25 protein-coding genes and 1 pseudogene are annotated in these 23,266 nt (G+C 50.3%); 13 read left to right on the top strand and 13 right to left on the bottom strand.

Features of this window, described 5'->3' with window-relative positions; all coding sequences use genetic code 11:
• Position 1 precedes the first annotated feature (1 nt).
• Positions 2–970 (bottom strand): J domain-containing protein, encoded by a 969-nt coding sequence (locus L3556_RS00125; RefSeq protein WP_277865270.1) that lies wholly within the window; start codon positions 968–970, stop codon positions 2–4.
• Positions 971–1,177: 207 nt separating this feature from the next.
• Here L3556_RS00125 and L3556_RS00120 point away from each other — a divergent pair, with 207 nt between their 5' ends.
• The 5 genes from L3556_RS00120 (at position 1,178) to L3556_RS00100 (ending at position 6,928) form a co-directional block, all read left to right on the top strand.
• Positions 1,178–2,686, top strand: coding sequence for a hypothetical protein (locus tag L3556_RS00120; RefSeq protein ID WP_277865269.1), 1,509 nt, complete (start codon positions 1,178–1,180; stop codon positions 2,684–2,686).
• A 20-nt stretch (positions 2,687–2,706) separates the two neighbouring features.
• The gene (gene crcB, locus L3556_RS00115) at positions 2,707–3,111 is read left to right on the top strand and encodes a fluoride efflux transporter CrcB (protein ID WP_277865268.1); all 405 of its coding nucleotides are present in this window, start codon (positions 2,707–2,709) and stop codon (positions 3,109–3,111) included.
• 92 nt (positions 3,112–3,203) lie between these two features.
• Positions 3,204–4,127, top strand: a complete 924-nt coding sequence (locus tag L3556_RS00110) for a bestrophin family protein (protein WP_277865267.1) — start codon at positions 3,204–3,206, stop codon at positions 4,125–4,127.
• A complete protein-coding gene (locus tag L3556_RS00105; RefSeq protein WP_277865266.1) occupies positions 4,114–6,402 on the top strand; it encodes a heavy metal translocating P-type ATPase in 2,289 nt (762 codons plus the stop codon). Before L3556_RS00110 ends, L3556_RS00105 begins: the two co-directional genes overlap by 14 nt.
• A 1-nt stretch (position 6,403) precedes the next feature.
• The gene (locus L3556_RS00100) at positions 6,404–6,928 is read left to right on the top strand and encodes a YqhA family protein (protein WP_277865265.1); all 525 of its coding nucleotides are present in this window, start codon (positions 6,404–6,406) and stop codon (positions 6,926–6,928) included.
• On the opposite strand, the gene L3556_RS00095 is transcribed toward L3556_RS00100, so the two are convergent.
• On the bottom strand, positions 6,922–8,256 hold the full coding sequence (locus L3556_RS00095; RefSeq protein ID WP_277865264.1) for an ABC transporter substrate-binding protein: 1,335 nt from the start codon (positions 8,254–8,256) through the stop codon (positions 6,922–6,924). The two genes, L3556_RS00100 and L3556_RS00095, sit on opposite strands and share 7 nt — an antisense overlap.
• Before the next feature lie 68 nt (positions 8,257–8,324).
• Positions 8,325–8,747, bottom strand: coding sequence for a large conductance mechanosensitive channel protein MscL (gene mscL / locus L3556_RS00090; RefSeq protein ID WP_338405702.1), 423 nt, complete (start codon positions 8,745–8,747; stop codon positions 8,325–8,327).
• Between the two features lie 250 nt (positions 8,748–8,997).
• Here mscL and L3556_RS00085 point away from each other — a divergent pair, with 250 nt between their 5' ends.
• The 3 genes from L3556_RS00085 to L3556_RS00075 all read left to right on the top strand — a co-directional run bounded on the left by L3556_RS00085 (position 8,998) and on the right by L3556_RS00075 (position 11,833).
• Complete coding sequence (locus L3556_RS00085) at positions 8,998–9,510, top strand: bifunctional nuclease family protein (RefSeq protein WP_277865263.1); 513 nt, start codon at positions 8,998–9,000, stop codon at positions 9,508–9,510.
• An 11-nt stretch (positions 9,511–9,521) separates the two neighbouring features.
• Entirely contained in the window at positions 9,522–10,646 is a 1,125-nt protein-coding gene (locus L3556_RS00080) for an aldo/keto reductase (RefSeq protein WP_277865262.1), read from the top strand.
• Between the two features lie 62 nt (positions 10,647–10,708).
• Positions 10,709–11,833: a geranylgeranyl reductase family protein gene (locus L3556_RS00075; protein WP_277865261.1), complete on the top strand. Its 1,125-nt coding sequence runs from the start codon at positions 10,709–10,711 to the stop codon at positions 11,831–11,833.
• A 10-nt stretch (positions 11,834–11,843) separates the two neighbouring features.
• Here the strand turns inward: L3556_RS00075 and glgB are convergent, their stop codons facing one another.
• The 9 genes from glgB to L3556_RS00030 form a co-directional block, all read right to left on the bottom strand.
• Complete coding sequence (gene glgB, locus L3556_RS00070) at positions 11,844–14,141, bottom strand: 1,4-alpha-glucan branching enzyme (RefSeq protein WP_277865260.1); 2,298 nt, start codon at positions 14,139–14,141, stop codon at positions 11,844–11,846.
• A 176-nt stretch (positions 14,142–14,317) separates the two neighbouring features.
• The gene (locus L3556_RS00065; protein ID WP_277865259.1) at positions 14,318–15,523 is read right to left on the bottom strand and encodes a Coenzyme F420 hydrogenase/dehydrogenase, beta subunit C-terminal domain; all 1,206 of its coding nucleotides are present in this window, start codon (positions 15,521–15,523) and stop codon (positions 14,318–14,320) included.
• Complete coding sequence (gene nadC, locus L3556_RS00060) at positions 15,520–16,413, bottom strand: carboxylating nicotinate-nucleotide diphosphorylase (protein WP_277865258.1); 894 nt, start codon at positions 16,411–16,413, stop codon at positions 15,520–15,522. The genes L3556_RS00065 and nadC overlap by 4 nt, the downstream gene beginning before the upstream one ends.
• Positions 16,414–16,556: 143 nt before the next feature.
• Positions 16,557–16,895, bottom strand: a complete 339-nt coding sequence (gene petJ, locus L3556_RS00055; protein ID WP_277865257.1) for a cytochrome c6 PetJ — start codon at positions 16,893–16,895, stop codon at positions 16,557–16,559.
• Between the two features lie 103 nt (positions 16,896–16,998).
• Entirely contained in the window at positions 16,999–17,550 is a 552-nt protein-coding gene (gene psbV2, locus L3556_RS00050) for a photosystem II cytochrome PsbV2 (protein ID WP_277865256.1), read from the bottom strand.
• Between the two features lie 33 nt (positions 17,551–17,583).
• Positions 17,584–18,075, bottom strand: coding sequence for a photosystem II cytochrome c-550 (gene psbV, locus L3556_RS00045; RefSeq protein WP_277865255.1), 492 nt, complete (start codon positions 18,073–18,075; stop codon positions 17,584–17,586).
• Positions 18,076–18,096: 21 nt separating this feature from the next.
• On the bottom strand, positions 18,097–18,315 hold the full coding sequence (locus tag L3556_RS00040; protein ID WP_277865254.1) for a translation initiation factor IF-2: 219 nt from the start codon (positions 18,313–18,315) through the stop codon (positions 18,097–18,099).
• A gap of 122 nt (positions 18,316–18,437) precedes the next feature.
• A complete protein-coding gene (locus L3556_RS00035) occupies positions 18,438–19,622 on the bottom strand; it encodes an IS110 family transposase (RefSeq protein WP_277865253.1) in 1,185 nt (394 codons plus the stop codon).
• 278 nt (positions 19,623–19,900) lie between these two features.
• Positions 19,901–20,239, bottom strand: a complete 339-nt coding sequence (locus L3556_RS00030; RefSeq protein WP_277865252.1) for a hypothetical protein — start codon at positions 20,237–20,239, stop codon at positions 19,901–19,903.
• A gap of 483 nt (positions 20,240–20,722) precedes the next feature.
• Here L3556_RS00030 and L3556_RS00025 point away from each other — a divergent pair, with 483 nt between their 5' ends.
• From L3556_RS00025 to L3556_RS00015, 3 genes are read left to right on the top strand one after another with little or no spacing between them, the layout of a single operon-like run.
• On the top strand, positions 20,723–20,965 hold the full coding sequence (locus tag L3556_RS00025) for a helix-turn-helix transcriptional regulator (RefSeq protein WP_338405701.1): 243 nt from the start codon (positions 20,723–20,725) through the stop codon (positions 20,963–20,965).
• Positions 20,958–21,386, top strand: coding sequence for a hypothetical protein (locus tag L3556_RS00020; RefSeq protein WP_277865251.1), 429 nt, complete (start codon positions 20,958–20,960; stop codon positions 21,384–21,386). Before L3556_RS00025 ends, L3556_RS00020 begins: the two co-directional genes overlap by 8 nt.
• Positions 21,376–21,792, top strand: a complete 417-nt coding sequence (locus L3556_RS00015; protein WP_277865250.1) for a DUF6788 family protein — start codon at positions 21,376–21,378, stop codon at positions 21,790–21,792. Before L3556_RS00020 ends, L3556_RS00015 begins: the two co-directional genes overlap by 11 nt.
• Here L3556_RS00015 and L3556_RS16240 read toward each other — a convergent pair.
• Entirely contained in the window at positions 21,787–22,344 is a 558-nt protein-coding gene (locus L3556_RS16240; protein ID WP_422110739.1) for a tyrosine-type recombinase/integrase, read from the bottom strand. The two genes, L3556_RS00015 and L3556_RS16240, sit on opposite strands and share 6 nt — an antisense overlap.
• Positions 22,345–22,537: 193 nt before the next feature.
• Here L3556_RS16240 and L3556_RS00010 point away from each other — a divergent pair, with 193 nt between their 5' ends.
• Complete coding sequence (locus L3556_RS00010) at positions 22,538–22,846, top strand: hypothetical protein (protein WP_277865249.1); 309 nt, start codon at positions 22,538–22,540, stop codon at positions 22,844–22,846.
• 10 nt (positions 22,847–22,856) lie between these two features.
• Positions 22,857–23,266, top strand: a pseudogene (locus L3556_RS00005) (hypothetical protein); the annotation flags it as partial.

Raw genomic sequence — 23,266 nt, 5'->3', positions numbered from 1 at the left:
TTTATTTTTTCCCAAATAAACCAAAAAATCCTCCCTTGGCTTTTTCCGGCGGGTTTGATTTTGCTTTTTGTTGGGCCGCCCGTTTTTCATGCTTGGCCATGGTTGCCATCCCCTCAATGGCGATCGCCTCCTGGGGATTAATCTTAAGGGCCTGATTAAAATGCACCTTAGCCATGGTCAGGGTTCCCTGCTGGAGATAAACTTTCCCTAAAAGGGCGTGGCAACGACTACTTTTGCCATTGATATTCAGGGCATCCCGAAGTTCTTTAATCGCCTCTGTATAGTTATTTTTAGCGAGAAATTCTTCAGCCCGACGATAGTACTTATCAACATAGCTATCGCTTTTTGCTGCTGGGGCCGGTTCGGGGGTGGGCGGCGCACTTGCCTGGGAACCACTATTTGCCGCTGGGGTAGAACTGCTAGAGGATGTTCCAGGGCGGGGAGGAGCAACGGTTGGTGGCGAAACTCGTGGGGACGGAGATGCGGGAACTTGGCCGCCATCACGCCGCAGTAAATAGACTAAATTAAGTTCACTGATTTCTGCGGTCAGAGTGAGAATATCATCCAGATTTTGATACTGTTTCTGGGCAATCTCGGCGAGGGCCTGTTGATATCCTGCTTCAATATCAGGATGGGTGAGCAGGGCTTTGGCCGCCTCACTGGTTGGTTCCGGAGCGACTCGGTGATTAGTTAACTGCTCCTTCAAGAGACGCAAAATAATGTCGTATTCCTCCCGCTCCTTTTCCTGGGAGAGGGCTTCATAGGCGGGATTCACAAATTTTGAGAGCAAGTCACTGGCGACTTTTTTGCCGGAATCTTCATCGCGGCTATCAGGGTGGAGGTTTTTGGCGATTTTCAGGTATCGTCGGCGTATTTCATTAGCGTTTGCCTTCATGGGAACGCCTAAGACAGCGTAGAAGTCCTTTTGGGAGTTATGTTTGCCAAGTCCCTGATTGATCTCAAACGGCATAGGAATCCAACCGACAGATGGGGTAATAAATGATCACGAATTAATGATCACCGATTTATGGATCATTATTTTAGCGATTTTAGCCTTTTGAATTCGGCGATCGCGGCAATGGCTAGAGAAACAGTCCAAATGGCTTGCCTCAACCAGTATAGACGCAGGACTCAACGGACGGCTATGGTTGGACTGGTGATTCTTTGAGTCAGAGAAATGCTAGATAAACTTCTTAATCGTCGCTATGAGCGACTAATGGCGATCATAGCCAGTGCCAATTTACTGGTGATGCTCTTTGACTTAACCTATGTGCCCTTTCGCAATTTTTGGCTCCTCGGCCATATTCCCTTACCCCTAACCCAGCGCACTATCGTCATTCCCTTACCCGTGGACATCACCCCCCTGTACGACCCCATGAAGGGCATTGAACCCCACCGGGAGACCGCCGCTTACCTGGAGATCGTGGATCAGCTAGAAACAACGATTCAACAGCAGGGGGTCAATTCAGAGGCAACTGCCGCCCTCCTCGAAGACCTGCGCGATCACAGCAGTGAGATGATTGACACCAATCCGTTTTTGTTGGCAGAAAAGACCGGTACTCTGGAGCGGATTAAAAACTTAATGCGGGACCAAGTATTTGGCACAACTGGCCGGGAAGCCTCTGCCCGTGAGTCCTTCAATGCCTTTTGGGGGCCCGAATATATGAATGAAGCGGATTGGCAAACCAATCTGGCTTGGTTTCAGTCCACCATTTCCCCCTTGATCCAAACCAACTATTGGCGGGCCATTGGTGAGGACGGTCAATTTATTAACCGGGTGGGAGTACTCGATATTCCCTTTAGTCTGTTATTTTTTATCGAGTTTTTGGGCCGTACTTATTGGTTACAACGCCGAAATCGCAGTAGTCGCTGGCTGGATGCCATTGTTGTGCGTTGGTACGACATCGTCCTCTTTTTTCCTTTTTGGTGGTTGGCCCCCACCTGGGTGTGGCTACGAATTGTACCCGTGGCCATTCGCTTAGACCAGGCCCAACTGATTAGCCTGAAACGCATCCGGGAGCAGAGTTCAGAAAGTTTTGTGGCGGCCATTGCCGAAGATGTGAGCGAAGTGGTGGTTTTGCAGGTTTTAAGCCAACTCCAGGGAGCAGTGCGGCGGGGCCAGGTGGCTCGATGGTTGCCTCGGCGACGGAAACCTTCTCTGGTGACGACTGCGGCGATCGCCTCCGAGGATGAGGTGGATGAATTGGCCCAATTAGCCAGCTTGGTTTTACAGATCACTACCTATAAGGTACTCCCCCAACTGCGACCAGATATCGAATCCCTCGTCGCCTTTAGTATTGAACAAACAATGCTGAAAACGCCCCCCTACCGTTACTTAATGGAGATTCCTGGTTTTCAAGATCTCCCCCACCAGTGGCGCGATCAATTGGCCAGGGATATTACCGCCCGCTTTTTCCAGATGCTAGATAAGAGCCAAACCCTACCTCCACTTTTAGATACGGAGGCCCAACGCCAGGGCAGTCTTTTGGTCAATCAATTAGTGCAAAACTTTGGACATTCCTTTAGTCGAGAAATGCAGCAGGAGCATGTGGGTCAGGCCATTCAAGATTTACTCATTGCCTGGCTAGAGGATGCAAAAATTAATTTTATTCGCCAAGTTCAAAGCGAAGGGGTAGAATCGGTCTTACTTCAGTCCCGGGAATACCATGATCAACTTGATCCCTAGCTAAATCCTTAAATTAACCCATGTCATTGCTACCTGCTCCGTCCCGTTGGCATCGGCCCCTACGGTCGGCGATCGCCATTAGTCTGGGAGCCATTCCCGGTGGCTTAGCTCGCTACTATCTGGAACTTCTGTTTCAAAATTGGTTGGGACAGACCTTTCCCTTTGGCACCCTCTTTATTGATGTCACGGGCTGCTTTTGTATGGGGATAGTGGTTTCCCTGCGATTTTCACCGGATATTCAACTGCTGGTGATGACCGGCTTTCTTGGGGCCTATACTACTTTTTCCAGCTATAGTTTGGAAGTAATAAATATGGCAGAGCGATCGCAATTTGGGTTAGCCTTACTCTACTGGTTTGGTGCCCCTGTCCTTGGAATTGGGGCTGTCCGTCTAGGATTGCTTTTACGGCAAGAGCGACCCCTCTAACACCATGGATTCCCCACCCCACCCCCGATCCCCCACCCCAACTGAAGCAGCTTCAGAGCCGTCGCCCCAAATCGGGAGTTGCCAAACGACTCTTGGAACGGCCCCGCTGGCTATATCTGGCCCTGCAGTATCGAGGCTCAGTGATTCCTGCCATTTTGCCCCAAGTCATTTTTTGTGGGCTTTTTGGGGTTTTGGTGAGTGCGATTCATCTTCATGTCGTCAGCGTAAGTTGGCCAGTGTTGGGTAGTATTATTCCCAGTGTCGTTTTGGGGTTACTGCTGGTTCTCCGCACCAATACAGGCTATGAACATTTCTGGGAAGGCCGTAAACTTTGGGGCCAACTGATCAACACCTCCCGCAGCTTGACCCGCCTGATCTGGGTAGCTATTGAAGAAGAAGAGGACGGCGATCATCAACGAAAAATTGACACCGTCCGTTTAGTCGTAGCCTACGCCATTGCCACAAAACAGCATTTGCGTAATGAATCCTTGGACGAACTGGCCACGCTAATCAGCCCTATCCAGTACAACGAACTGGTGACGGTACAAAATCCTCCCCTACGGATTGCCTACTGGATTGAAAATTATCTCCATAGTGAGTATCGCAAAGGCCACCTTCCCCTCTACCAACTCACCTATATGGATGAACTACTTGTTTTTTTAGTGGATTATTTGGGTGGCTGTGAACGAATTGTCAAAACCCCCATTCCCCTCGCCTACGCGATTCATTTGCGTCAACTGCTCCTGCTCTACTGCCTCCTCCTCCCCTTTCAAATGGTGCATGACCTCGCGTGGTATACCGGCCCAGTTGTGAGTCTGATCGCCTTTACCTTGTTTGGGGTGGAAGAAATTGGCCTGGAAATCGAAAATCCCTTTGGCCAAGATGCCAATGATTTACCCTTAGATAGCATTTGTGTGACAATTCAGCAAAATGTCGAAGATTTGATCCATACTAAACCCAGTCCTGTTCATCAGGATCATTGTTCCATCCCCGTTCCCCGCCATGGCAACCCCTAACTCCATTTCTCCTACCACTGCCCTCGGTTCAACCTCCGCCGATGCGATCACCTGTGAAGTGGTTCACACCCTACCTGGCCGGGTTCGCCTGCGGATCCCCCAGTTGCGTCACAATGAAACCTATCTTCGTCAGTTGCAATATTTATTGGTCGGCGAAGACCCGATTCAGCAGATCCGCATTAATGTGGCGGCATCCTCGGTGGTCGTTGAATATGAACCTGATACCAACCACCTAGATCTAATCCTGGCGATCGCTCAGCGGGCCAATGATCCCGACCTACCTCCCCCCCGATGCTTGCCCGTTGACAAACAGGTGTACTCCCCCTGGAACACGGACTACTTTCTCAGCCGCATGGCCATTCCTGTAGCCGTCCTGGGAATTATTGCCCTCTTACCTCCCACCATTCCCTTTTACCCCGTCGTGATTACTGGTCTGGTTCTTTGGGCGGCCTTACCCACCTTTCGGGAAGCTCTAGAGAGCATTGAGCATAAAGAACCCCTCAACGTGACCCACCTGGAATCCCTCTGGACGATTCTCCATGCCCTCCAAGGGGAATTTATGGCCCCGGCCCTTGCCTCGACCATGAATACCTGGGGAGGATCCATGCGGGATATGACCGCCCAAGTGGGCGAGAAACAGGTCTTTGATCCCTTTGACCTGACCCGCACCTACTGGATTGAGCGGCAGGGGCAAAAGCAACAGGTTACCATTCGGGATATGCAACCGGGGGATTACGTGATTGTGTCCACGGGGGCAGCGATTCCTGTGGATGGGCGGATTGTTTGGGGAACAGCCTTGATTAATCAGCAATTCCTAACGGGTGAAGGAGAGTTGCTCCCCTGTGAACCCGATGGAGAGGTTTTTGCCTCGACGGTGGTGGCCAAGGGCCAAATTTGTATTCGGGCTGAACGGGTGGGGAATCAAACCAAGGTAGCCCAAGTCCTATTTTTGGCCAAGCAGGCTCCCCATCTAGATACCCGCATTGAAAATTATGCCGAAGAGATTTCTAATAAAGCTATTTTGCCCGCCATGGGGGTTTCCGCCGTCGTCTTTGCTCTCACCCGGGATGCCCATCGCTCCATTGCTCCCCTCCAGCTTGATTTTGGTTCGGGGATTGGTATTACCGTGCCCACGGCTATCCTTGCTGCCCTGAGTCATGCCCCCCAACTCGGAGTGTATATTCGCAATGGTCGGGCCTTGGAACTCCTCTCCCGATTGGATGCCATTGTCTTTGATAAAACCGGTACCCTGACGGAAGTGCGAGGAACGATTTCTGGTCTGCAAATCCTGCAAGAAGATTTGACGGAGGAAACACTTTTATACTGGTTAGCCACCGTAGAGCAGCACGTCAACCATCCCTTTGGCATTGCAATTCTGGACTATGCCCAAGAGAAGGGAGTGTCCCCCGGAGACTATACCGATTGGGATTATGAGCCGGGGCGGGGGGTGATCGCCAAGATCGCCGATCAGGAGATTCGGGTGGGAACCCTGGAATTTATTCAAGCCGCTGGGATTGAGGCCAACATAGATGATCTACGCTCCCATGAGGGGGTGCTGTGGAATCGCTCCTTGGTGTACGTTTCCTGTAATCAAGAATTAGTGGCCATTGTTTCCTATAGTAATCCTCTGCGACCAGAGGCCGCGGCGTTGATTTCTGCATTGAAAAAACAAAGAATTGACTGCTATATGGTGACAGGGGATCACCATGAGGTTGCCAATGCGGTAGCCTACAGTGCGGGTTTCCGCCTCGGTAATATTTATACCAATGTTTTACCGGAGGAGAAGGCGGAAATTATTCAACAATTGCGAGATAAAGGGAAGCAGGTGGTGGCCTTTGTCGGCGAGGGGTTAAATGATTCAGCGGCCCTAGCCCATGCAGATATTTCCATCTCCCTGAGTGAAGGCAGTGATGTGGCCCGGCAAACGGCGGATATTTTATTAATGCAAAATGATCTTCAGGGTATTCTCCAGGCGATCGCCCTGAGTAAAGAGGTCATGCAGATCATTAATCAAAACATTGCCCTGGTGGTGATTCCCAATGTCAGCGTTGTTTTGGCGGGAATTTTCCTGAGTATGCATCCGGTCGTTGCCGTTTTAATTAGTAATGGGGCAACGCTGCTGGCAGAATTAAATGGTCTGCGAATTTTTGCCCACCAGAAATCAGTCAAAGGGGTGAAGAAAACCAGTGGACGCTCCCAGGAAGGTTTACTCACCGTTCCCTGGAAGAAACGCCCCCGGCGCAGTTTTGCCCAACTTCAGGAGAAGTTAAATTAATATGGCTAAACGAGTGGCGCGATTAGAGTTATTTGTTGAATCCTTTCTCTGGTATTTTCGCCTTTTAGTCATTATCCCAGTGGCCTTTAGTTTGATTAGTGTGGTGACATTAATCATCGTTGGCAGTGAGGAGATTGTCCGGGGAATTATCCACCAAATAGTTAACCCCAATGTCCCTGAGACCTATACAAAAACCCTGGGTTATATTATTACAGGTATTGATATTTATATCATTGCAATTATTCTATTGATTTTTGCTCTGGGTATTTATGAGCTATTCATTTCCAAAATCGACATTGCTGCCAATGATGATAGTAATCAACCCCTTTTAGAATCCCAATCCCTCGATCGCCTCAAGGATAAATTACTCAAGGCGATTGTGATGGCATTGGTCATCACCTTTTTCAAGCAAATGTTGAGTGTGAAAGTCGAGTCCAGTGAAGATTTACTCTTGGTGGGGGCAGCGGTCTTAATTATTTCCATTAGTAGCTATTTAATGCAGCGTGCCCATGCCGATCATCATTGATTAGCGTTGCGTGATGCCTGTCGCTGGTTCCAGGTTTCCTCGGCATCCGTGAGGGCCTGATCAATGGTTTTCCGCTCTAGGAGTACCGCTTGCAGGTTTTCATAGAGGGTTCGCTGTAATTGCTTTACATCAGCCACGGGTGGGATCAGGACTTCTGCTTGGGTCATTTGACTGGCACTGACGGCTCGGGCCCGATCGCTGGGGCTGGCATCGGCGTTACTCTCCTGGAAAAAGGGATCCCCTAGGGCGGCGATTGTCGAGGGGAGAACATTCGCTGCTTTGGCAAAGGCCAGTTGATTGGTATTGTTTGTAACAAAGAGGGCAAACTCTACCGCTAGATCCGGTTGATCCGTACTGCGGGGAATCACCAAATTCATCACGGCCACATTTTTCTTGCCCGTATCCCCCGTGAGTTGAGTGGATACGCTAGACACTTGGGCAATGTCAGGAGAGTTGATGGCAACAGTATTCAAAAATTCTGGACTGGACATGAGGACGGCACTTTGCCCCGATTGATAGAGTTCAATGCCTTGGCGATGACCTTCCGTTAGGACTTGGGGCGGAATCAACCCCTGGCGATATAGGTCTAACCAATACTGAAAGGCCGCCTTGCCCGCCGGAGTATTAAAGGCTGCCTTCCCCTGATCGTCTACAAGTTCCACGCCCATCTGTACCATGGATTCCATTAATTCAGCGGAGTCCTCTGGAACCATGGTAATAAAGAAGGCATATTTGCCCGTGGCTTGTTTGACTGCCGGAGCGATCTCCGCGAGTTCGGCAAAGGTCTGGGGGGGACGGGGGATACCTGCTTGGTCTAAAAGCTCTTGATTGTATATGGTAATCCGCGAGGTTAGATACCAGGGAATGCCAAAACTTTGACCATCCACCGTGGTGGCGGCCCAAATATTGGGTAAATACTGCTCCTTGACCTCTGGGGGAATTTTTTCATCTAAATCTAGCCAGGCGTTGCGGGCCGCCAATTGGGAGGCAAAATCCGGGTTGAGGTTCACCACATCCGGGGCTGTTCCTGCGGAGATGGACGTGAGGATTCGACTTTGCATGGCCGTCCAGGGCACGTCCACCCAACGAATGCGGACTCCCTCGTGATCAGCTTCAAATTCCTGGATCAGTTGATTGAAATAGTCCGTAAACTTGGGCTGAAGTTGCATTGTCCAAAATTCAATTTCCGGGCCGCCGGGGGCCGGGGGAGTAAAACAGCCGGGTAGGAGGGTGAGGCTTAGACCCAAAAGGGTAAAGCAAACCCAGCGCAGTGGGCCCCATTTCAGCCAGTGAGTTAGAGGAGTGAGATTTAAGGGAATGAGGTTCAAGGTGAGTCCAAAAACTAGGATAAAACTCGTATTGTACCAGGCCTATCTGAGAAATTAGGGCTGAAAAATTAGGGGACTTCAACAGGTGGTAGTTCGGAGGTACAGGCGCGGCAACGACTGGCTTGGATGGGTAAGACTTCCAGACAGTAGGGGCATTCTCGGGTGGGGGCGGGGGGTGGGTTGGCAGGGCCCTTGCGTAAGATGAAGCGAATGGCCAGAAAGAGGGCGAGGGCAATCACTAGAAAATCCAAGACACTACCGAGGAAATTGCCAATCTTAACGCCTGGCCCCAGTTCAAGGGTACGCCAGTCTCCCCCAGGAATGAGGGGGTTAATCAGGGGCATCACTAAGTCTTCCACCAGGGAATTGACAATGCGACCAAAGGCACCACCAATCACCACGGCGATCGCCAGATCCATGATGTTTCCCTTGAGGGCAAAATCTCGAAACTCTTGCCAGAATTGCATTCCCCGGCGACTGCGACGAACCATGCTCCCCCTCCTTATCTAAGGCTACCTAACGCTCAACTTGAAACCTGGGCTGAGGAATAATATACCCCGTTCCTTACCGTTCCCCAACTCTAGGAGACGGCCATGGCTAGGGGACTGTCTATCCTAGGCAAGGATATTAGAGAGATATAGAGTGAATGAGATCGCCCCCTTCCCCTAAGGCGTGAAACTTGGTAGATAATAGGGAATAGTGTTCTCTAATGTTCGCTCTGCGCGTCTATGAGATCTGGCCATGATTGAAATGACAGTTGCCGGGATCGCCCTCGATGCCTCTAATCGGAAAACTCCCATCGTCTTGTTAAAAGATGGTACGGGGCGGCGGGCCCTACCTATTTGGATTGGCGATAATGAAGCCCGTGCCATTTTGATGGCCCTAGAAAATCATCGCGTTCCCCGCCCCCTCACCCATGATCTGCTGGGGAATATTCTAAAAACCTGTGATGTCCTCCTAGAACGAATTGTTATTCATTCCCTGCAAGATAATACTTACTATGCTATTTTGTCGTTACGCCAAGGGGAAACGGTTAAGGAGGTGGATGCCCGCCCCAGTGATGCCATTGCCCTGGCCCTGCGATGTGATTGCCCCATTTGGGTGATGGAGTCGGTGGTTGCCGATGCCTCCATTCCGGTGGATCGGGATGCGGATGAAGAAGAGCGTCAAGCCTTTCGCGAGTTTTTGGATAGTATTCGACCGGAGGACTTTAGCCAACAGGGGCGGGGCATTGAGGATTCGTCCACGAGCTAGAATCTAGGGCCATGCGCTACCGTCGCTTTGGTCGAACGAACTTAAATCTCTCCGTCTTCTCCCTGGGGACGATGCGGTACTTAGGCAGTGCCATGGAAGCAGAGGGGGTGGTGCAGCGGGCGATCGCCCTGGGGGTAAATCACCTAGAAACGGCCCCCGCCTACGGCCCCAGTGAAGCCTATTTAGGCCAGTCCCTGAAAAACCTGCCCGTCTCCGACCCCCTCTATATCACCACCAAGGTTTTACCCAAGGGAACCTGTGAGGATATTATGCAGCAGGTGGATCAATCCTTAGGGCGGTTAGGTCGAGATCATTTGGAATGTTTGGCCCTCCATGGTTTGAATCAACCCGAACATTTAGGGTGGTTAGACCAGGGGGGACAGGGGGCCCTAGAGGCGGTGCTGGCCAGCGGTAAAGTGGCCCACATTGGCTTTTCCAGCCACGGGCCCCTAGAGGTTATTTTGGCGGCCATGGAGAATCCCCTCTTTAGCTTTGTTAATTTGCACTACACCTATTTTTTTCAGCGGAATGCCCCAGCGATCGCCCGCGCAAGGGAAAAGGATCTGGGAATTTTTATTATTTCCCCTGCGGATAAAGGCGGCCGACTCTATCGCCCCCCAGAAAAACTAGATCAACTCTGCCAGCCCCTATCACCGCTCCATTGGGCCTATCGTTGGCTCCTGAGTCAACCGGCGATCGCGACCCTTAGTTTTGGCCCGGCGACGGTGGCAGAAGTGGATTTCCCCCTAGGAATCGCCGATGAAGATGGCCCCCTAACGGCGATCGAAAAGGAGATTTTAGATCGTTTAGATCGGGTCTTTCAGGCCCTACCCCAGGGCGATCGCTGTGAGCAATGCTATGCCTGCTTACCCTGCCCAGAGGACATTCATATTCCCGAAGTGCTGCGGTTGCGGAATCTGACCCTGGCCTACGATATGCAAGAGTTTGGTGAATATCGCTATCGGATGTTTGGCCAAGCCGGTCATTGGTTTCCTGGACAACCCGCCCATACCTGTACCGAATGTGGCGATTGTTTACCCCGTTGCCCCAGTAACTTAGAAATTCCCCGACTGCTTCAGGATGCCCACGATCGCCTGAGGGGGCCGCAACGCCGCCGATTATGGGAAACGATTTGAACTGTGCTTAAATGGGGGCTTAATAGTTGATGATCTCGTGTGAGGAGTGTTGAGGGGTAACTATGTATGATTGCATTATTGTCGGTGCTGGCCCTGCCGGCGGCGCAGCGGCCTATCATTTAGCCAAACGGGGGCGATCGGTCTTAATTCTAGAAAAGGAAGTCTTCCCCCGCTATAAGCCCTGTGGCGGTGGTGTTTCACCGGCGATCGCCCCGTGGTTTGACTTTGACTTTAGCCCGGCCATTTCCCTGAAACTGCGAACCCTTCGCTACACCTGGAAATTTGATGATGCCGTAGAGGTGGAACTGGAAACCCCGGAACCTATTTGGCTCGTGCGCCGGGATGTCTTTGATCATTTTCTGGTTCAACAGGCCCAAGCCCAAGGAGCCACCCTTCAAGACCAAACCAGTGTAACTGCCATTGAATGGCTGGGCGATCGCTGGCGGGTTCAGACCCCACAGGAACCCCTGGAGGCCCAGTATTTGATTGGGGCCGATGGAGCCAAGGGCATGATGGCCCAATGGTTAGGTCTTAGGGAACCCAAACGTCGCAGTGCGGCGGCCCTCGAAGCACAACCCCCCCTCGGCCACGACCAACATATTCATTTTGAATTTGGCATGACCAAAAATGGCTACATCTGGAATTTTCCCAAGGCCGATGGCTACTCCATTGGTATGGGCACTTTTCGCGGTGGCGATACCCACAATTTTGAGAAAACCCTGGCCGACTACGCCCAACGGTTTAAGTTAGCACCGGAGCAATGCCGTCAGTACGATCATCCCCTTTGCCTGTGGGATGGTCAACACCCCCTCCATAGCCAAAACGCTCTCTTAGCAGGAGAAGCGGCATCCCTGGTGGATCCCTTTTCCGCCGAAGGAATTCGACCCGCCATTTACAGTGGGATGCAGGGGGCGATCGCCATTGACCGGGCCCTTGGTGGCGACATCAATGCCCTAGAAGCCTACACCGCTGAAATGAACAATGAATGGGGCACGGACATGGTTTGGGCCCAACGCCTCGCAGGGGTCTTTTACCGGATTCCCGGGGTGAGCTATCGTTTAGGGGTAAAGCGGCCGGCCGCCACCCGCCGCATGGGTCAGGTTCTCTGCGGTGAACTGCGCTACCGAGATGTGGCTGGCAATGCGATTAAACGCCTCAGTAGTGGCTTGATCCCGGGGCGATCGTGAGCCTAAGCTGTTAGTCACCATCCGTCAGACTAGGGGTGGTAACTGTTTTCTGGCGATCCAGCTTGAATACAAGGGTGGCTAGGGGGGGCAAACACAGATCTAGGGAATAGCGGCGATGGTGATAGGCCCATTCATCGGCCCATTTACCCCCTAGGTTGCCCATATTGCTCCCTCCATACTCGCGGGCATCACTATTAAAGAGTTCTGTATAGAAACCATGTTCTGGCACGCCAATGCGGTAATGGCTATGGGGCTGGGGCGTAAAATTGCAAACAACAATGGCAAAGTCTTTGAACTCTTTATCCCAGCGAATAAAGGCAACTACACTATGGCGATTATCGCTACAGTCAATCCACTCAAACCCATCCTGTCCAAAATCTTGGCTGTAGAGAGTTGGTTCTTGGCGATAGAGAGTATTAAGGTCACTGAAGAATTGCTTCGTTTGTTGGTGAGGTTCGTACTGAAGGAGATGCCATTCTAAATCCCCCCAGACATTCCACTCACTCCACTGGCCAAACTCCATCCCCATAAACATCGTCTTTTTGCCGGGGTGGGTATACATATAGGTAAACAAGCAACGGAGATTTGCAAACTGTTGCCAGCGATCGCCGGGCATTTTGCCAATAATATTACTTTTGCCGTGGACGACCTCATCATGGGATAGGGCCAGCATGAAGTTTTCGCTGTGGTGATACCACATACTGAACGTGATGTTATTTTGATGGAACTGGCGGAACCAGGGATCCATGCTGAAATAATCCAGCATATCGTGCATCCACCCCATATTCCACTTCAGGTTAAAGCCCAGGCCACCGGTATAGGTGGGCCAGGAGACCATTGGCCACGAGGTAGATTCCTCGGCAATAGAGAGAATGCCAGGAAAGTAACTAAAAATAACCTGATTTACCTGGCGGAGAAAATCTGCTGCTTCCAGGTTTTCCCGACCGCCGTACTCATTGGGCAGCCATTCTCCTTCTTCGCGGCAATAGTCCAGGTAGAGCATGGATGCCACCGCATCGACACGGATGCCGTCAATGTGGTACTTATCAAACCAAAATAGGGCATTGGAAACTAGAAAATTACGGACTTCATGGCGATTGTAATTAAAAACTAGGGTGCCCCATTCCTTATGCTCACCCTTGCGGGGGTCGGAATGTTCGTAGAGATGGGTACCATCAAAAAAGGCTAACCCATGGCCATCCTTGGGAAAATGCCCAGGAACCCAATCCACCAAAACACCAATACCATTTTGATGGCATTGATCCACAAAGTACATAAAATCTTCAGGACTGCCAAAGCGAGATGTGGGCGCAAAATAACCCGTGACTTGATAGCCCCAGGAGCCGTCAAAGGGATGCTCTGCCACAGGTAACAGTTCAATGTGGGTATAGCCTAACTCTTTAACGTAGGGAATTAGTTTAGCCGCCAGTTCCCGATAGGTGAGGAACCGGGCCCAGGGTTTGAGATCCGCAACCTGAACGGGTGGCTCAGTGGTTCCATCGGCCAAGACCGACGGTTCATCCATGGAGGCGTGCATCCAGGAACCTAAATGCACCTCATAGACAGCAATGGGTTGGGTCAAGGGATCCGTACTACGCCGTTGCTCCATCCAGCCCTGATCCTGCCAGGCATAGGCATTGAGATCCGCCACAATTGAGGCGGTTTTGGGCCGAGGTTCCTGCTGAAAGCCGTAGGGATCAGACTTTTCGTAGATGTGACCCGCATGGTTTTTAATTTCATACTTATAGGATGCACCGATGTCCAGCCCAGGAATAAATAATTCCCAAATTCCATTGCCACGGCGGGCCATCTGATGCTGGCGGCCATCCCAGTTATTAAAATCGCCTAAGACCGAAACATTCCGGGCATTGGGGGCCCACACGGCAAAATAAACCCCTTTAATGCCGTCTACCCGGAGTAGATGCGCCCCTAATTTTTCATAAATCCGATGGTGATTCCCCTCCGCAAATAGATGAATATCAAAGTCCGTTAGTTTAGAGGAACGAAAGGCATAGGGATCATAACTGACCCGTTCATGGCCATTCTCATAGATTTTTAATTGATAGTTGCTCAGGGTAGCGGTGGGAATGGTGCATTCAAAAAAATGGGGATGATGCACCGACTCCATGGGATATTCTTGCCGCTCCTCTGGACAAAGAACGCTTGCCCGATCGGCCTTGGGTAAATAGGCTCGAACCACCCAGACCGATCGCCCATTTTCTTGAATGGTATGGCACCCTAAAACTTCAAAGGGGTCTTGATGCTGATTGGATACAATGCGGTCAACTTGGTCGCGAGAAATTGTCATGTGTCTATACTATGGAGAAAATATAAGAATGTACAGTCTATAAGAAAGTTAACAATTGTAACGCCCCCATTGACAAGGCTCAAATAAACTTTTCTCGAAAATTTGAACTTCAGGGCCTATCCTCCCACAGTTCGGGGGCAATCGTATTCAGATGATCAATGTTTTCTTCTCGCCACCTAGTCTGGCAATTGATACTGATCCACAATTTTCTGGGCAAATTCGGGCACGTGATCCCCTAGCTTCTGGGGATAGTTCCGCTTGACATAAAGATAGTTGCGGGTAAAGTGGGAATCAATGGAAAAGCGGGCATACTCTAGCCCCTTGGGCCCCACCTTTTCAATGACAATGCCCATGAGTTTTGCGGCCCACATGGGTAGGGTGACTCCCTTGTCGTAGGCAGGGATACTCTGTTGAACGGCATTGTGGCGATCGCCCCGGGCCATGACAGGCTGGGTCTCCAATTGATCCTGAACCAAATCCAGCATCTCCTGGCCCCGCCCATTGCGAACCACAATCCACTGCCAACCAAAGGGAGCCCCCATATATCCCACCACTAGGTCTGCCAGGCCATTGACATAATCAAAACAACTCATGCAGGAGGGGGCAAACACGTCCTTGAGTTGATTGGTTTTCAGGCCAAAAAAGGGAACGGTTTCCTCGGAGCCATCTTCGTGCTTAAAGTGAACCCGGAAATCCTGCATAAATTCATAGTGAACCACGGTGTCCGGCGATCGGCTGGTGGTATCTAAAAACTTTTGCAGACCGGCCCGGGTTACATTGTCCACACAGGGAGTCCCCAGAACATAGAGTTTTTCCAGGCCCAATTTAGCTTCGACGGCCCGCAATGCCTGAATTTGACAGCCCACCCCAATGACTAAAAGACGGCGAAGACCGGACTGTTCAATCTGCTCTAGCACCGAAAGATTGGGGGATAGGGTGGGTTTATTGACGCGGGCGGCTAAAATTTCTTCCCGACTGCGGGCAATTACGGGCATGGGTTGGAAGCGATCGTCCGGGGTGTTTTGGACACAGACAACCCCTTCTACTAAGCCTTTTTCGAGCATTTCAATGGCGATCGCACTGACAATTCCCGTCCATTGGGCCCCGGCAATGGGGTCGATTTTCCGGGCTGCCATCATCTGATTATGTACGCCAAAATAACAGTCATCCCAATTCTCAACCTGCCGCGATCGCCCATGGGTTTGGGTTTCTAGGGCATCAAACTGTTGATTTAGAAAGGCACAGGCCTCTTTCACATAGTGGATATAGTAGGTGTCACACAGACCACACTCACTGCACAGATCCTTGGCAGGACGGCGACTCTGGGGCTTGAGGGCCTTTGCTTTTTTATGGGCTTTTTTATGGGCATCACGTGCGGTCATTGGCTTTGCTCTAGCTCTTCAAGGGGGACAACGGTCAAACTCCAATCTAGCCATGGAGCGCGGGTAATTGTACCACTGGTAGAAATATAGTCCACCCCCGTCAGGGCCACCGTTCGCAGGGTTTCTAGGGTAATATTGCCGGAGGCCTCAATTTTAATGGCGGTGGAGTGGCGGCGAATTAGTTCAACGGCGGCGTTTATCCGCTCAATGGGCATATTATCCAGCATAATAATGTTGACCCCTGCCCCTAGGGCTTCTTTGACCTGATCGAGGGTCTCGGTTTCCACCTCAACGGTGTGGGTCAAGGGAATGGAACGGCGAACCCGCTGTACCGCCCTAGTCAGGCTTCCGGCGGCAAGGATGTGATTATCCTTAATCATTACGGCATCATCTAGGCCAAAACGATGATTTCTGGCACCCCCTAGGGCCGTGGCATACTTTTCCAGGAGGCGAAATCCAGGGGTGGTTTTGCGGGTATCCACTAGCTGGGTTGCCAAATCAGCAATTTCCTGGGCATAGGTGCGGGTCAGGCTGGCAATGCCACTGAGGGCCATGATCACATTTAGAGCCACCCGTTCCCCCAACAAAATCGCCTCTAGGGAGGCCTCTATTTCGGCGGCGATCGCCCCCGCTGAACAGTCAGTTCCATCGGGAAAATGTACCACCATCTGGGCTGTGGCATCCAATAGCTGAAAAACTTTGGCGGCAATGGGTAAACCGGCGACCACACCCGCTTGCTTAACCGTTAATGTTGCCCGACCCCGGCGATCGCCTAAATCTAAGGCCGCGGTGGTGCGATCGCCCCGGCCCATATCCTCCTGCAACCACTGGATCACCAAGGGTTCAAGAACCAACCAGGGAGGTGACAGGGCAAGGGAAGACTCAGCCATGGATATCCTCACTAGAATGCCATGATTTTATCATTGGACGAGTTTATCCTTCGATACAGGCAAAAAAACCCCTCCGGTGAGGGGTCAATCTTTTTCTAGATCAATTTTCTAGGTCAATTTTTATGGCCCATGGCCAGATGGGGTTAGCCCGCCCAGCCCTTGGCAGCTTGATCGAGAACGTAGGCTGCCACATCTTCAATTTGGGCATCGGTCAGACGACCAGCAAAGGCCGGCATGGCATTTTTACCATGTTGAACTTGGTAAATAATCGCATCTTCAGAGTTCATGCCAAATTGTTCCAGGGATTCTTTCTTGAGGGTTTTATTGGCCATAACCACATTTCCGCCCCCCATGTGGCAAGCGGCACAGTTGGCACTAAACACCTTGGAACCACTGGCAATATCAGCGGCAAAGGCGGGTTGATTGCCCATAAATAGGAGGGTCAGGGCAGCTAAACAGATAAATGTCAATAGTCGTTTCAAGGGAGTTCTCCTCGGCAATAGTTCAGGGTAAAGGTTGAATGGGATGTGAGTTTCTGGAAGTCTAGGAATCGGGACTACCAACGGCAAGTGTAGCAAAACTTCCTCACTGGGGGGCACTGTCTTGGAAGGTTTCGATTCCCCAACCCGGTGCTTTCTCGGCTGCTCGTAGAATAAATGCGGCCAAGTCTTCCAATTGGGCGGTGGTCAACCATGTCTCTGGGACTTCCCGACACCAATAGCTTTCCTCCGTGCCATCGTAGGACATGGGTAAGCGTTGGTAGGCGACGAGACTGGTAATGGTATCCCGGGGAGGCGTTGCCCCTTGTAAGTCTTTCAATGAAAGAGAAATCAAGGGATTGGGCAGGGTGGCTCCCCCCACATGGCAGTTCTTACAGTTTTCCTCAAACAAATGTTTTCCCCTCGTGAGGTCTTCGGGGCTAAACTCACGCCGATCGCCCGAAGGATTTAAGGGTAAGGAAACTGGCTCGGCGGCATTGAGGTAGCGCAGGACATAACCATCAATACCTTCTGCTTGGGCGGGTGAACTGGGAATGACTGCCCACAAAACTGTCACAAGCAGTACCAAGCCCAACAAAAATGGGATAAACAAAAATGGGCCGGTGTGAACCGGCCGCCGCCAATGGGCCAGGGTCATGGAGAAAGTATCCTGAAATTACGAAACCTAAACCTAGTAGTAAATTTTACCACCACCCCATTTGTCGCCCAGGATTTTGGGTTCCACCAGGATATGACCGGCGATCGCCACCAAATCTTTTTCCGTTAAGTTACGCATTTTCGGGAAAATATCCGCACTGCGTAAACTGGGATGGACTTCAGCAATGGAGGTTTCACCATCATAGGTAGTGGGATCTTTCATATAGTCCACCAAACCAGAAATATTATCCCGGGGTGGATTGGCTAGGGCCAGGGTTTCCGTTGCCAAGTCTAAGCTGGGATTGGTTTTGGTAACCCCACCCACATGACAGGTGGCACAGGCATAGACAAATAAGCGTTTGCCTTCGTCGTATTGATCTTTGCTTAGGGTGACTGTTGCTCCTTGGCTATCAAGGGGTACAGTGAGGACATCGGCGGTTAATTCGGCGGCCATAGCGGTTCCCGTGAACAATTGCCATGTACACAGGATCAGAGTAACCGCTAGCCAAAAGCATTGTTTCAGCATAGTTCTCCCAAAATGCGGATGTTAAGATTGCGGTCTTGTGTTTACCGGGTCATGATCCTGAGTCCTGGATGGGGATGATTCCACCAAAATTAAGATAATGGCTTTAGCATCCTCTAGGGCTAGGCGAGTTTGGGGACTGCGATAGGAAATTCCTAGGCGATCGCACAGTTGACAGACCTGCTCTACGGGTACAGCATAATCCGCCGCCAAATCAGCGATCGCTAAATCAACAAATCCCATAGGTTCCTCGCTGGGATCAACGACCAAGTATCATTATCTACTTATACCGTTAAATGATCCCGTCAAGTTCAGACACAAAAAAACCACTAGACCCTAGTGGTTTCAATCTAAGGGAATAGAATTTATTTTCTCAAGGTTGATAGCACGGCTTTGTAAAGTAGGTTAGCGGTTCTGCAATAAAGCCTAGCCTGTATCTCACGCCCATGCAGTCGGTACGATTTCAACTCATCACACAAGGCCCCCAATTCTTCACCGATGGCATTCTTAGGGCGATGTGATCGGATTTCAATCATGGTATGGATATATTGCCATAGGGCAGAACGACACAGCTTAGAGCCTCCCTTTACCCACTCCGTTGATTCACCGCTGGATTTTTCAACCTTGCCAATTCCAATGAACAGCTTAAAGGCCTTCTGGCTACGATTACGCTTAGAACGCTGTCCCTTGCTACCTTTAACCCATTCAATGATTTCTGAACCATCGGCATTAAGGAAATTTTCAAAGGGATAGATGTGAGCCAGTAGAATGCTCTCAATCCTGAGACTAAAATTAAACGGCCCCATGGCTTGCCGATACAGGATGTAATCGGGATTTTTTAGCAGTTCTACTAACTCAGCATCCAGGCGATTAAGCCGTTTCTCAATTTCTACCCATTGCATAGCCTGGAAGCGGGTAAAGTCACTTAATCCCATCCCTATAGAATGGGCCAAGTCCCTTGTGTAGATAGTTTCTGTACGTTTGCTCTTGGCCGGTTCCCCAGCAATCCAGAACCATAGCGGGCCCCTAGATCGGGATTGTGCCATTTCGGGCCATTCATGGCTTAACTGTTGTCTGATCCGATTCATGATCGGCACTGATCGCCGTTCCAGGTGGTTAATTTCTAGGCAAACTTGCCGCAATTTATACGCTTCGCTGTATAGGTCAAAATTGAGAAACCATTTAGGCTTATCCAACTTCTGCAACCCATAGCAAGCTAAGGCAAGGGCATCGGCATGATCATTCTTGCCAGATAACCTAAATGACTTTCGGGTACTGCATAGTTGGCTATGCCCTACCCATAGGATTTCCGCACCCATCTGGGATAAATAATTTACCCAAATCTTGCTGTAGTGAATACCCGTAGGCTCTAAGGCTACATGGGTAGGCCCTAAATTGAGTAACTGTTCTATGCCCTCACGGTTGGGGTAAATGTCAATGATTTTATCTCTATTCTGCCTGAACCAATCAAGCGGTTCATCTGGCAATTCGTTGATAAGGCAAACTGAAGCGCGGCATCGGCTTATGTCGATACCCATCATTTTGATCATGGTGGATTAACTCTAGCTAGGGACGTTCCATCAGTTCCCCAAGCATCGGCCCGTGATTGTCCCAAAGATTCCCAAATCTACTTGAAGGCCACAAGGGCAGGGTGGCCTAAGACCGTGACCGAGATAATGAAAAGGCAACGGGGCCAATATCATGCCAAAATCATCAGCCTTTAGGTGATTACCCTGGCGGTCGGTGATGGAAGCCGATCCGCGATCGCCCCAATGGATAGGGGCAATTTCGTTCCCTGGCTTCAAGGGAACTCATCAGGCGGATTGATCTAGAAAGTGAAGTAATCAGCCTTGTTTAGGGTTTCGTACTGGCTGGCTGTGTCAACGGCGGCATCCCAATCTGAGCTAGTTGATTCCTGTTCATTAGGAAAATTAGGGCAGGCTAGACGAACGATCGCGCGATCTGTGATGTCATCCAGAAACGCTAGGATGGCTCGCAGTCTGATCGCCCCCGCACCTGAAACTTGGATCCGTGACTCCCCGATCTGCAAAACAAAAATCATTGCTTTGCCTTCGGCCTGAAATTCAGTAATACAGTCAATCGCTTGTAAGTTAACCCAGTGGTTTCCCACCTTAAAAAAAGTTGGGATGTCTACAAAATCATTCATGGCAGTTAGAGCGATCGTCAGTTCTTAGCCGCGATCGCGATACGGTGAAAAAAAAAGACAGTGACTCCAGGCGGATTAAAAATCATCTGGGTTATCTTGTGGAGGATTTACGGCCCTGACCGAAAACACTGGAAAGTATTCCTCGATCCATTTCTCAAGCTCTAGGGCCTCTGCCATTTCGATAAACAGGGGATCGCCGTCCACAAAGTCTAAACGTACAATCTGAATCTCAGAATCTATCCACTCAATCCTTACTAAGTGTTCAAGGTTGAACGTTGTTTGAATTCTGGGCAGAAATATAAAGTTAGGCATGGGGGAATTAGCGATCGCCGGTTCTTAGCCGCGATCGCGTTAGGGTGAAAAAAAGATGAAAACTCCCTGAGCGATTGCCAACCGGCGATCGCTTGTTCTGTTTTCAAAGCTCTATACGCTCAAGCGTATATCAGCACTCTAGCCTAACTCTCTTATCCGGTCAAGCGTATAATGGGAAATGAAGATTTACTAACTCTAAAAATGTTGCGGCAAAACGTTGGATTGAGTCAGGTACAACTTGCAGAGCTACTGGGAGTTAGGCAAGCAACTATCTCAGATTGGGAACGCGGAAAAACAGAGCCTACGCTTACCCCTTCTGAAATGCAGAAGCTTTGCCATCTTCTAAACTGCTCTCTAGCTGAATTGGTAGAGGCTCTAGAGAATATCAAGCGGATCCATCAGATAAATGGATGATCATTGGGATGATCCACGGCAATTAACTTTTGACTTTTACCTTCAAAGCGATCGCAACCAGGCCGGCGGCGATCGCAATCAGTCCAGCGATCGGCAAGACCTAAATAATTCCATGGCACCGATCGCCGATTCCCTAAATACTCCTCAACCCCTGGAAGCCGCAAAACCTAAACGTAAAGCGGATGCCTTAGAAAGCTCTAAGGCATCTTATCTAACCGATTCATCCCCAACCACGGAAAACGGGTTAGATAAGAACCCAATGGCAGGCCCCACCATGACCTACCAACTAAAGCCGCAATTATCCCCAAGGCAAGTTAAAAACCTATGCAAGGCCCTTGATATAACCATTGATCAACTTCCCGATGACTTTGGCCCCCAACCGATTGACAGCCAAGCCCAGGTGCTAGGCCATGAGTCCTGATCATTGGGATGATCCACGGCAATTAACCATTGAAGATGCCTTACAAAGCGATCGCAACCAGGCCGGCGGCGATCGCAATCAGTCCAGCGATCGGCAAGACCTAAATAATTCCATGGCACCGATCGCCGATTCCCTAAATACTCCTCAACCCCTGGAAGCCGCAAAACCTAAACGTAAAGCGGATGCCTTAGAAAGCTCTAAGGCATCTTATCTAACCGATTCATCCCCAACCACGGAAAACGGGTTAGATAAGAACCCAATGGCAGGCCCCACCATGACCTACCAACTAAAAGGGGTATACTGCGGAAAATCAGGCTGTAAACGATGCCCCCATGGCCCATACTGGTATGGATTCTGGAAACAGGATGGCAAGACCAGGAGCAAATATATAGGCAAGACCCTATAGAAGCTCTAGGCCTCCCCTAACTTCTATCGAATCAAAGTCAATATACCGCTGGACACTGGCCAAGGATTTATGTCCCGATATTTGCTGAATGACCCTAACAGATATTCCAGAACGCGCTAAATGAGTGATGGCCCCACGTCTAGCAGAATGGCTAGAGTAGCCCACTAGGCCCAATCGTTTGCAGGCCCTAGAGAGCGCGGCCTTATAGCAATCAGGATGAATATGTTTCTTAGGGTTTAACTGGCTTGGAAAGAGCCACTCTGAATCAGATTTAGGAATCTGGATTAATAATTTTCGCAGTTTAGGGGTAACTGATACTTCCCTGGTACACCGATCCTTTCTACTGGCCCCGGGAATTACCACAGCATCTAGGGGTTTCCCCTTGCGATCGTAAACATTGGCCCGCCGTAGTTGGCAAACGGCCCCAACCCGTTCAGCACAGTACCAAGTCACCCCTAAAATAAAATTATGGGGCGGTTTCAATTCCTGATAAAGCCTTAAAAAAGTTTCAGGGTTTAACGGTTCAGCTTGTCCAGATCGTAGAATTTTCATTAGTAATTAGTAATTCATTGATTTATAATACGAATGCCTAAGATAATCTCCTTTTAGTTGCACACGCTAAACCTAGTTCCTGTAAAGGTTCTAGGTTTTTCTATCCCATCGTATTCTATCTAAAATACGTTAATTGTCATGGCTTTAACGGCGGTCTAATCTGACAGTATCCAACCTTTAAGGATTGTCGAAAATGACAGCTTTTAGCACCGCAAATATTCCTAGCAATGTGAACACCCTTGAAGAATTGGCAGCATGGGCAGCTTCAGCCCTAGCTGAGGTTAACCCATCAGCTACTATCGTGGTAGCTCCAGGTCAAGCGGCCCGCAGTGCTAACGTACAATCCGTTTTCTTTGAGAACCAATCAACCAACCCAGAGCGGCTTGCCATTGTCCTATATCTCCCCTTGGTTGCTGGTTGGCGTGGTCAGGGAAAAATTTGGAGTAATGGGGTGGGCGAATTGTCAGCTACAGCATTACCAACTAGCTACACATCAAACTAGGTGTGGTTAATTGATTCCCCCCCATCTAGTACCGGAAGCGGAAGCCTACAAGGAAGCATTACGGCAGAGACAGATCCAAGAGGCCGCTAACCGTCCCCTAGTTGACCTTGGCAATGGCCCAGGCCAGCCCCCCCGGCCACCCTACAGCCCTAAGCCCCATCCTGGCCCCCTGACCCCTCAGACTCCGGCCCCAACATCCCCTAAAATCCCACTCCCTAAAATCCCCAAATTACCCAAACTGCCCAAGCCACCAAGCGGGTTAGGTGGTTTGGGAAAATTGCTAGGGCCGGCCCTTGCCGTCCCTGTTTTGATTGATGAGGTTGGCAAGCTAGAGGATATATCTCGCCAAAGGCAAGCCAGACAGCGAGAGCTTGAAGACTTCTACAACAAAAAACTAAGGGATGCTAACGATGGCTCACC

Source organism: Candidatus Synechococcus calcipolaris G9 (assembly GCF_029582805.1).
Taxonomy (GTDB): Bacteria; Cyanobacteriota; Cyanobacteriia; order Thermosynechococcales; family Thermosynechococcaceae; genus Synechococcus_F; species Synechococcus_F calcipolaris.
This window is presented reverse-complemented; position numbering and strand designations above follow the sequence as displayed.

Coding starts and splice junctions, on each gene's coding strand:
- nadC (WP_277865258.1), bottom strand. CDS start 16,413: ATGGCTGAGTCTTCCCTTGCCCTGTCACCTCCCTGGTTGGTTCTTGAA.
- psbV (WP_277865255.1), bottom strand. CDS start 18,075: ATGCTGAAACAATGCTTTTGGCTAGCGGTTACTCTGATCCTGTGTACA.
- L3556_RS00040 (WP_277865254.1), bottom strand. CDS start 18,315: ATGGGATTTGTTGATTTAGCGATCGCTGATTTGGCGGCGGATTATGCT.
- L3556_RS00085 (WP_277865263.1), top strand. CDS start 8,998: ATGATTGAAATGACAGTTGCCGGGATCGCCCTCGATGCCTCTAATCGG.
- L3556_RS00075 (WP_277865261.1), top strand. CDS start 10,709: ATGTATGATTGCATTATTGTCGGTGCTGGCCCTGCCGGCGGCGCAGCG.
- glgB (WP_277865260.1), bottom strand. CDS start 14,141: ATGACAATTTCTCGCGACCAAGTTGACCGCATTGTATCCAATCAGCAT.
- L3556_RS00105 (WP_277865266.1), top strand. CDS start 4,114: ATGGCAACCCCTAACTCCATTTCTCCTACCACTGCCCTCGGTTCAACC.
- L3556_RS00080 (WP_277865262.1), top strand. CDS start 9,522: ATGCGCTACCGTCGCTTTGGTCGAACGAACTTAAATCTCTCCGTCTTC.
- L3556_RS00020 (WP_277865251.1), top strand. CDS start 20,958: ATGGATGATCATTGGGATGATCCACGGCAATTAACTTTTGACTTTTAC.
- psbV2 (WP_277865256.1), bottom strand. CDS start 17,550: ATGACCCTGGCCCATTGGCGGCGGCCGGTTCACACCGGCCCATTTTTG.
- L3556_RS00120 (WP_277865269.1), top strand. CDS start 1,178: ATGCTAGATAAACTTCTTAATCGTCGCTATGAGCGACTAATGGCGATC.
- mscL (WP_338405702.1), bottom strand. CDS start 8,747: ATGGTTCGTCGCAGTCGCCGGGGAATGCAATTCTGGCAAGAGTTTCGA.
- L3556_RS16240 (WP_422110739.1), bottom strand. CDS start 22,344: ATGAAAATTCTACGATCTGGACAAGCTGAACCGTTAAACCCTGAAACT.
- L3556_RS00125 (WP_277865270.1), bottom strand. CDS start 970: ATGCCGTTTGAGATCAATCAGGGACTTGGCAAACATAACTCCCAAAAG.
- L3556_RS00065 (WP_277865259.1), bottom strand. CDS start 15,523: ATGACCGCACGTGATGCCCATAAAAAAGCCCATAAAAAAGCAAAGGCC.
- L3556_RS00025 (WP_338405701.1), top strand. CDS start 20,723: ATGGGAAATGAAGATTTACTAACTCTAAAAATGTTGCGGCAAAACGTT.
- L3556_RS00030 (WP_277865252.1), bottom strand. CDS start 20,239: ATGAATGATTTTGTAGACATCCCAACTTTTTTTAAGGTGGGAAACCAC.
- L3556_RS00015 (WP_277865250.1), top strand. CDS start 21,376: ATGAGTCCTGATCATTGGGATGATCCACGGCAATTAACCATTGAAGAT.
- L3556_RS00100 (WP_277865265.1), top strand. CDS start 6,404: ATGGCTAAACGAGTGGCGCGATTAGAGTTATTTGTTGAATCCTTTCTC.
- crcB (WP_277865268.1), top strand. CDS start 2,707: ATGTCATTGCTACCTGCTCCGTCCCGTTGGCATCGGCCCCTACGGTCG.
- L3556_RS00010 (WP_277865249.1), top strand. CDS start 22,538: ATGACAGCTTTTAGCACCGCAAATATTCCTAGCAATGTGAACACCCTT.
- L3556_RS00035 (WP_277865253.1), bottom strand. CDS start 19,622: ATGATCAAAATGATGGGTATCGACATAAGCCGATGCCGCGCTTCAGTT.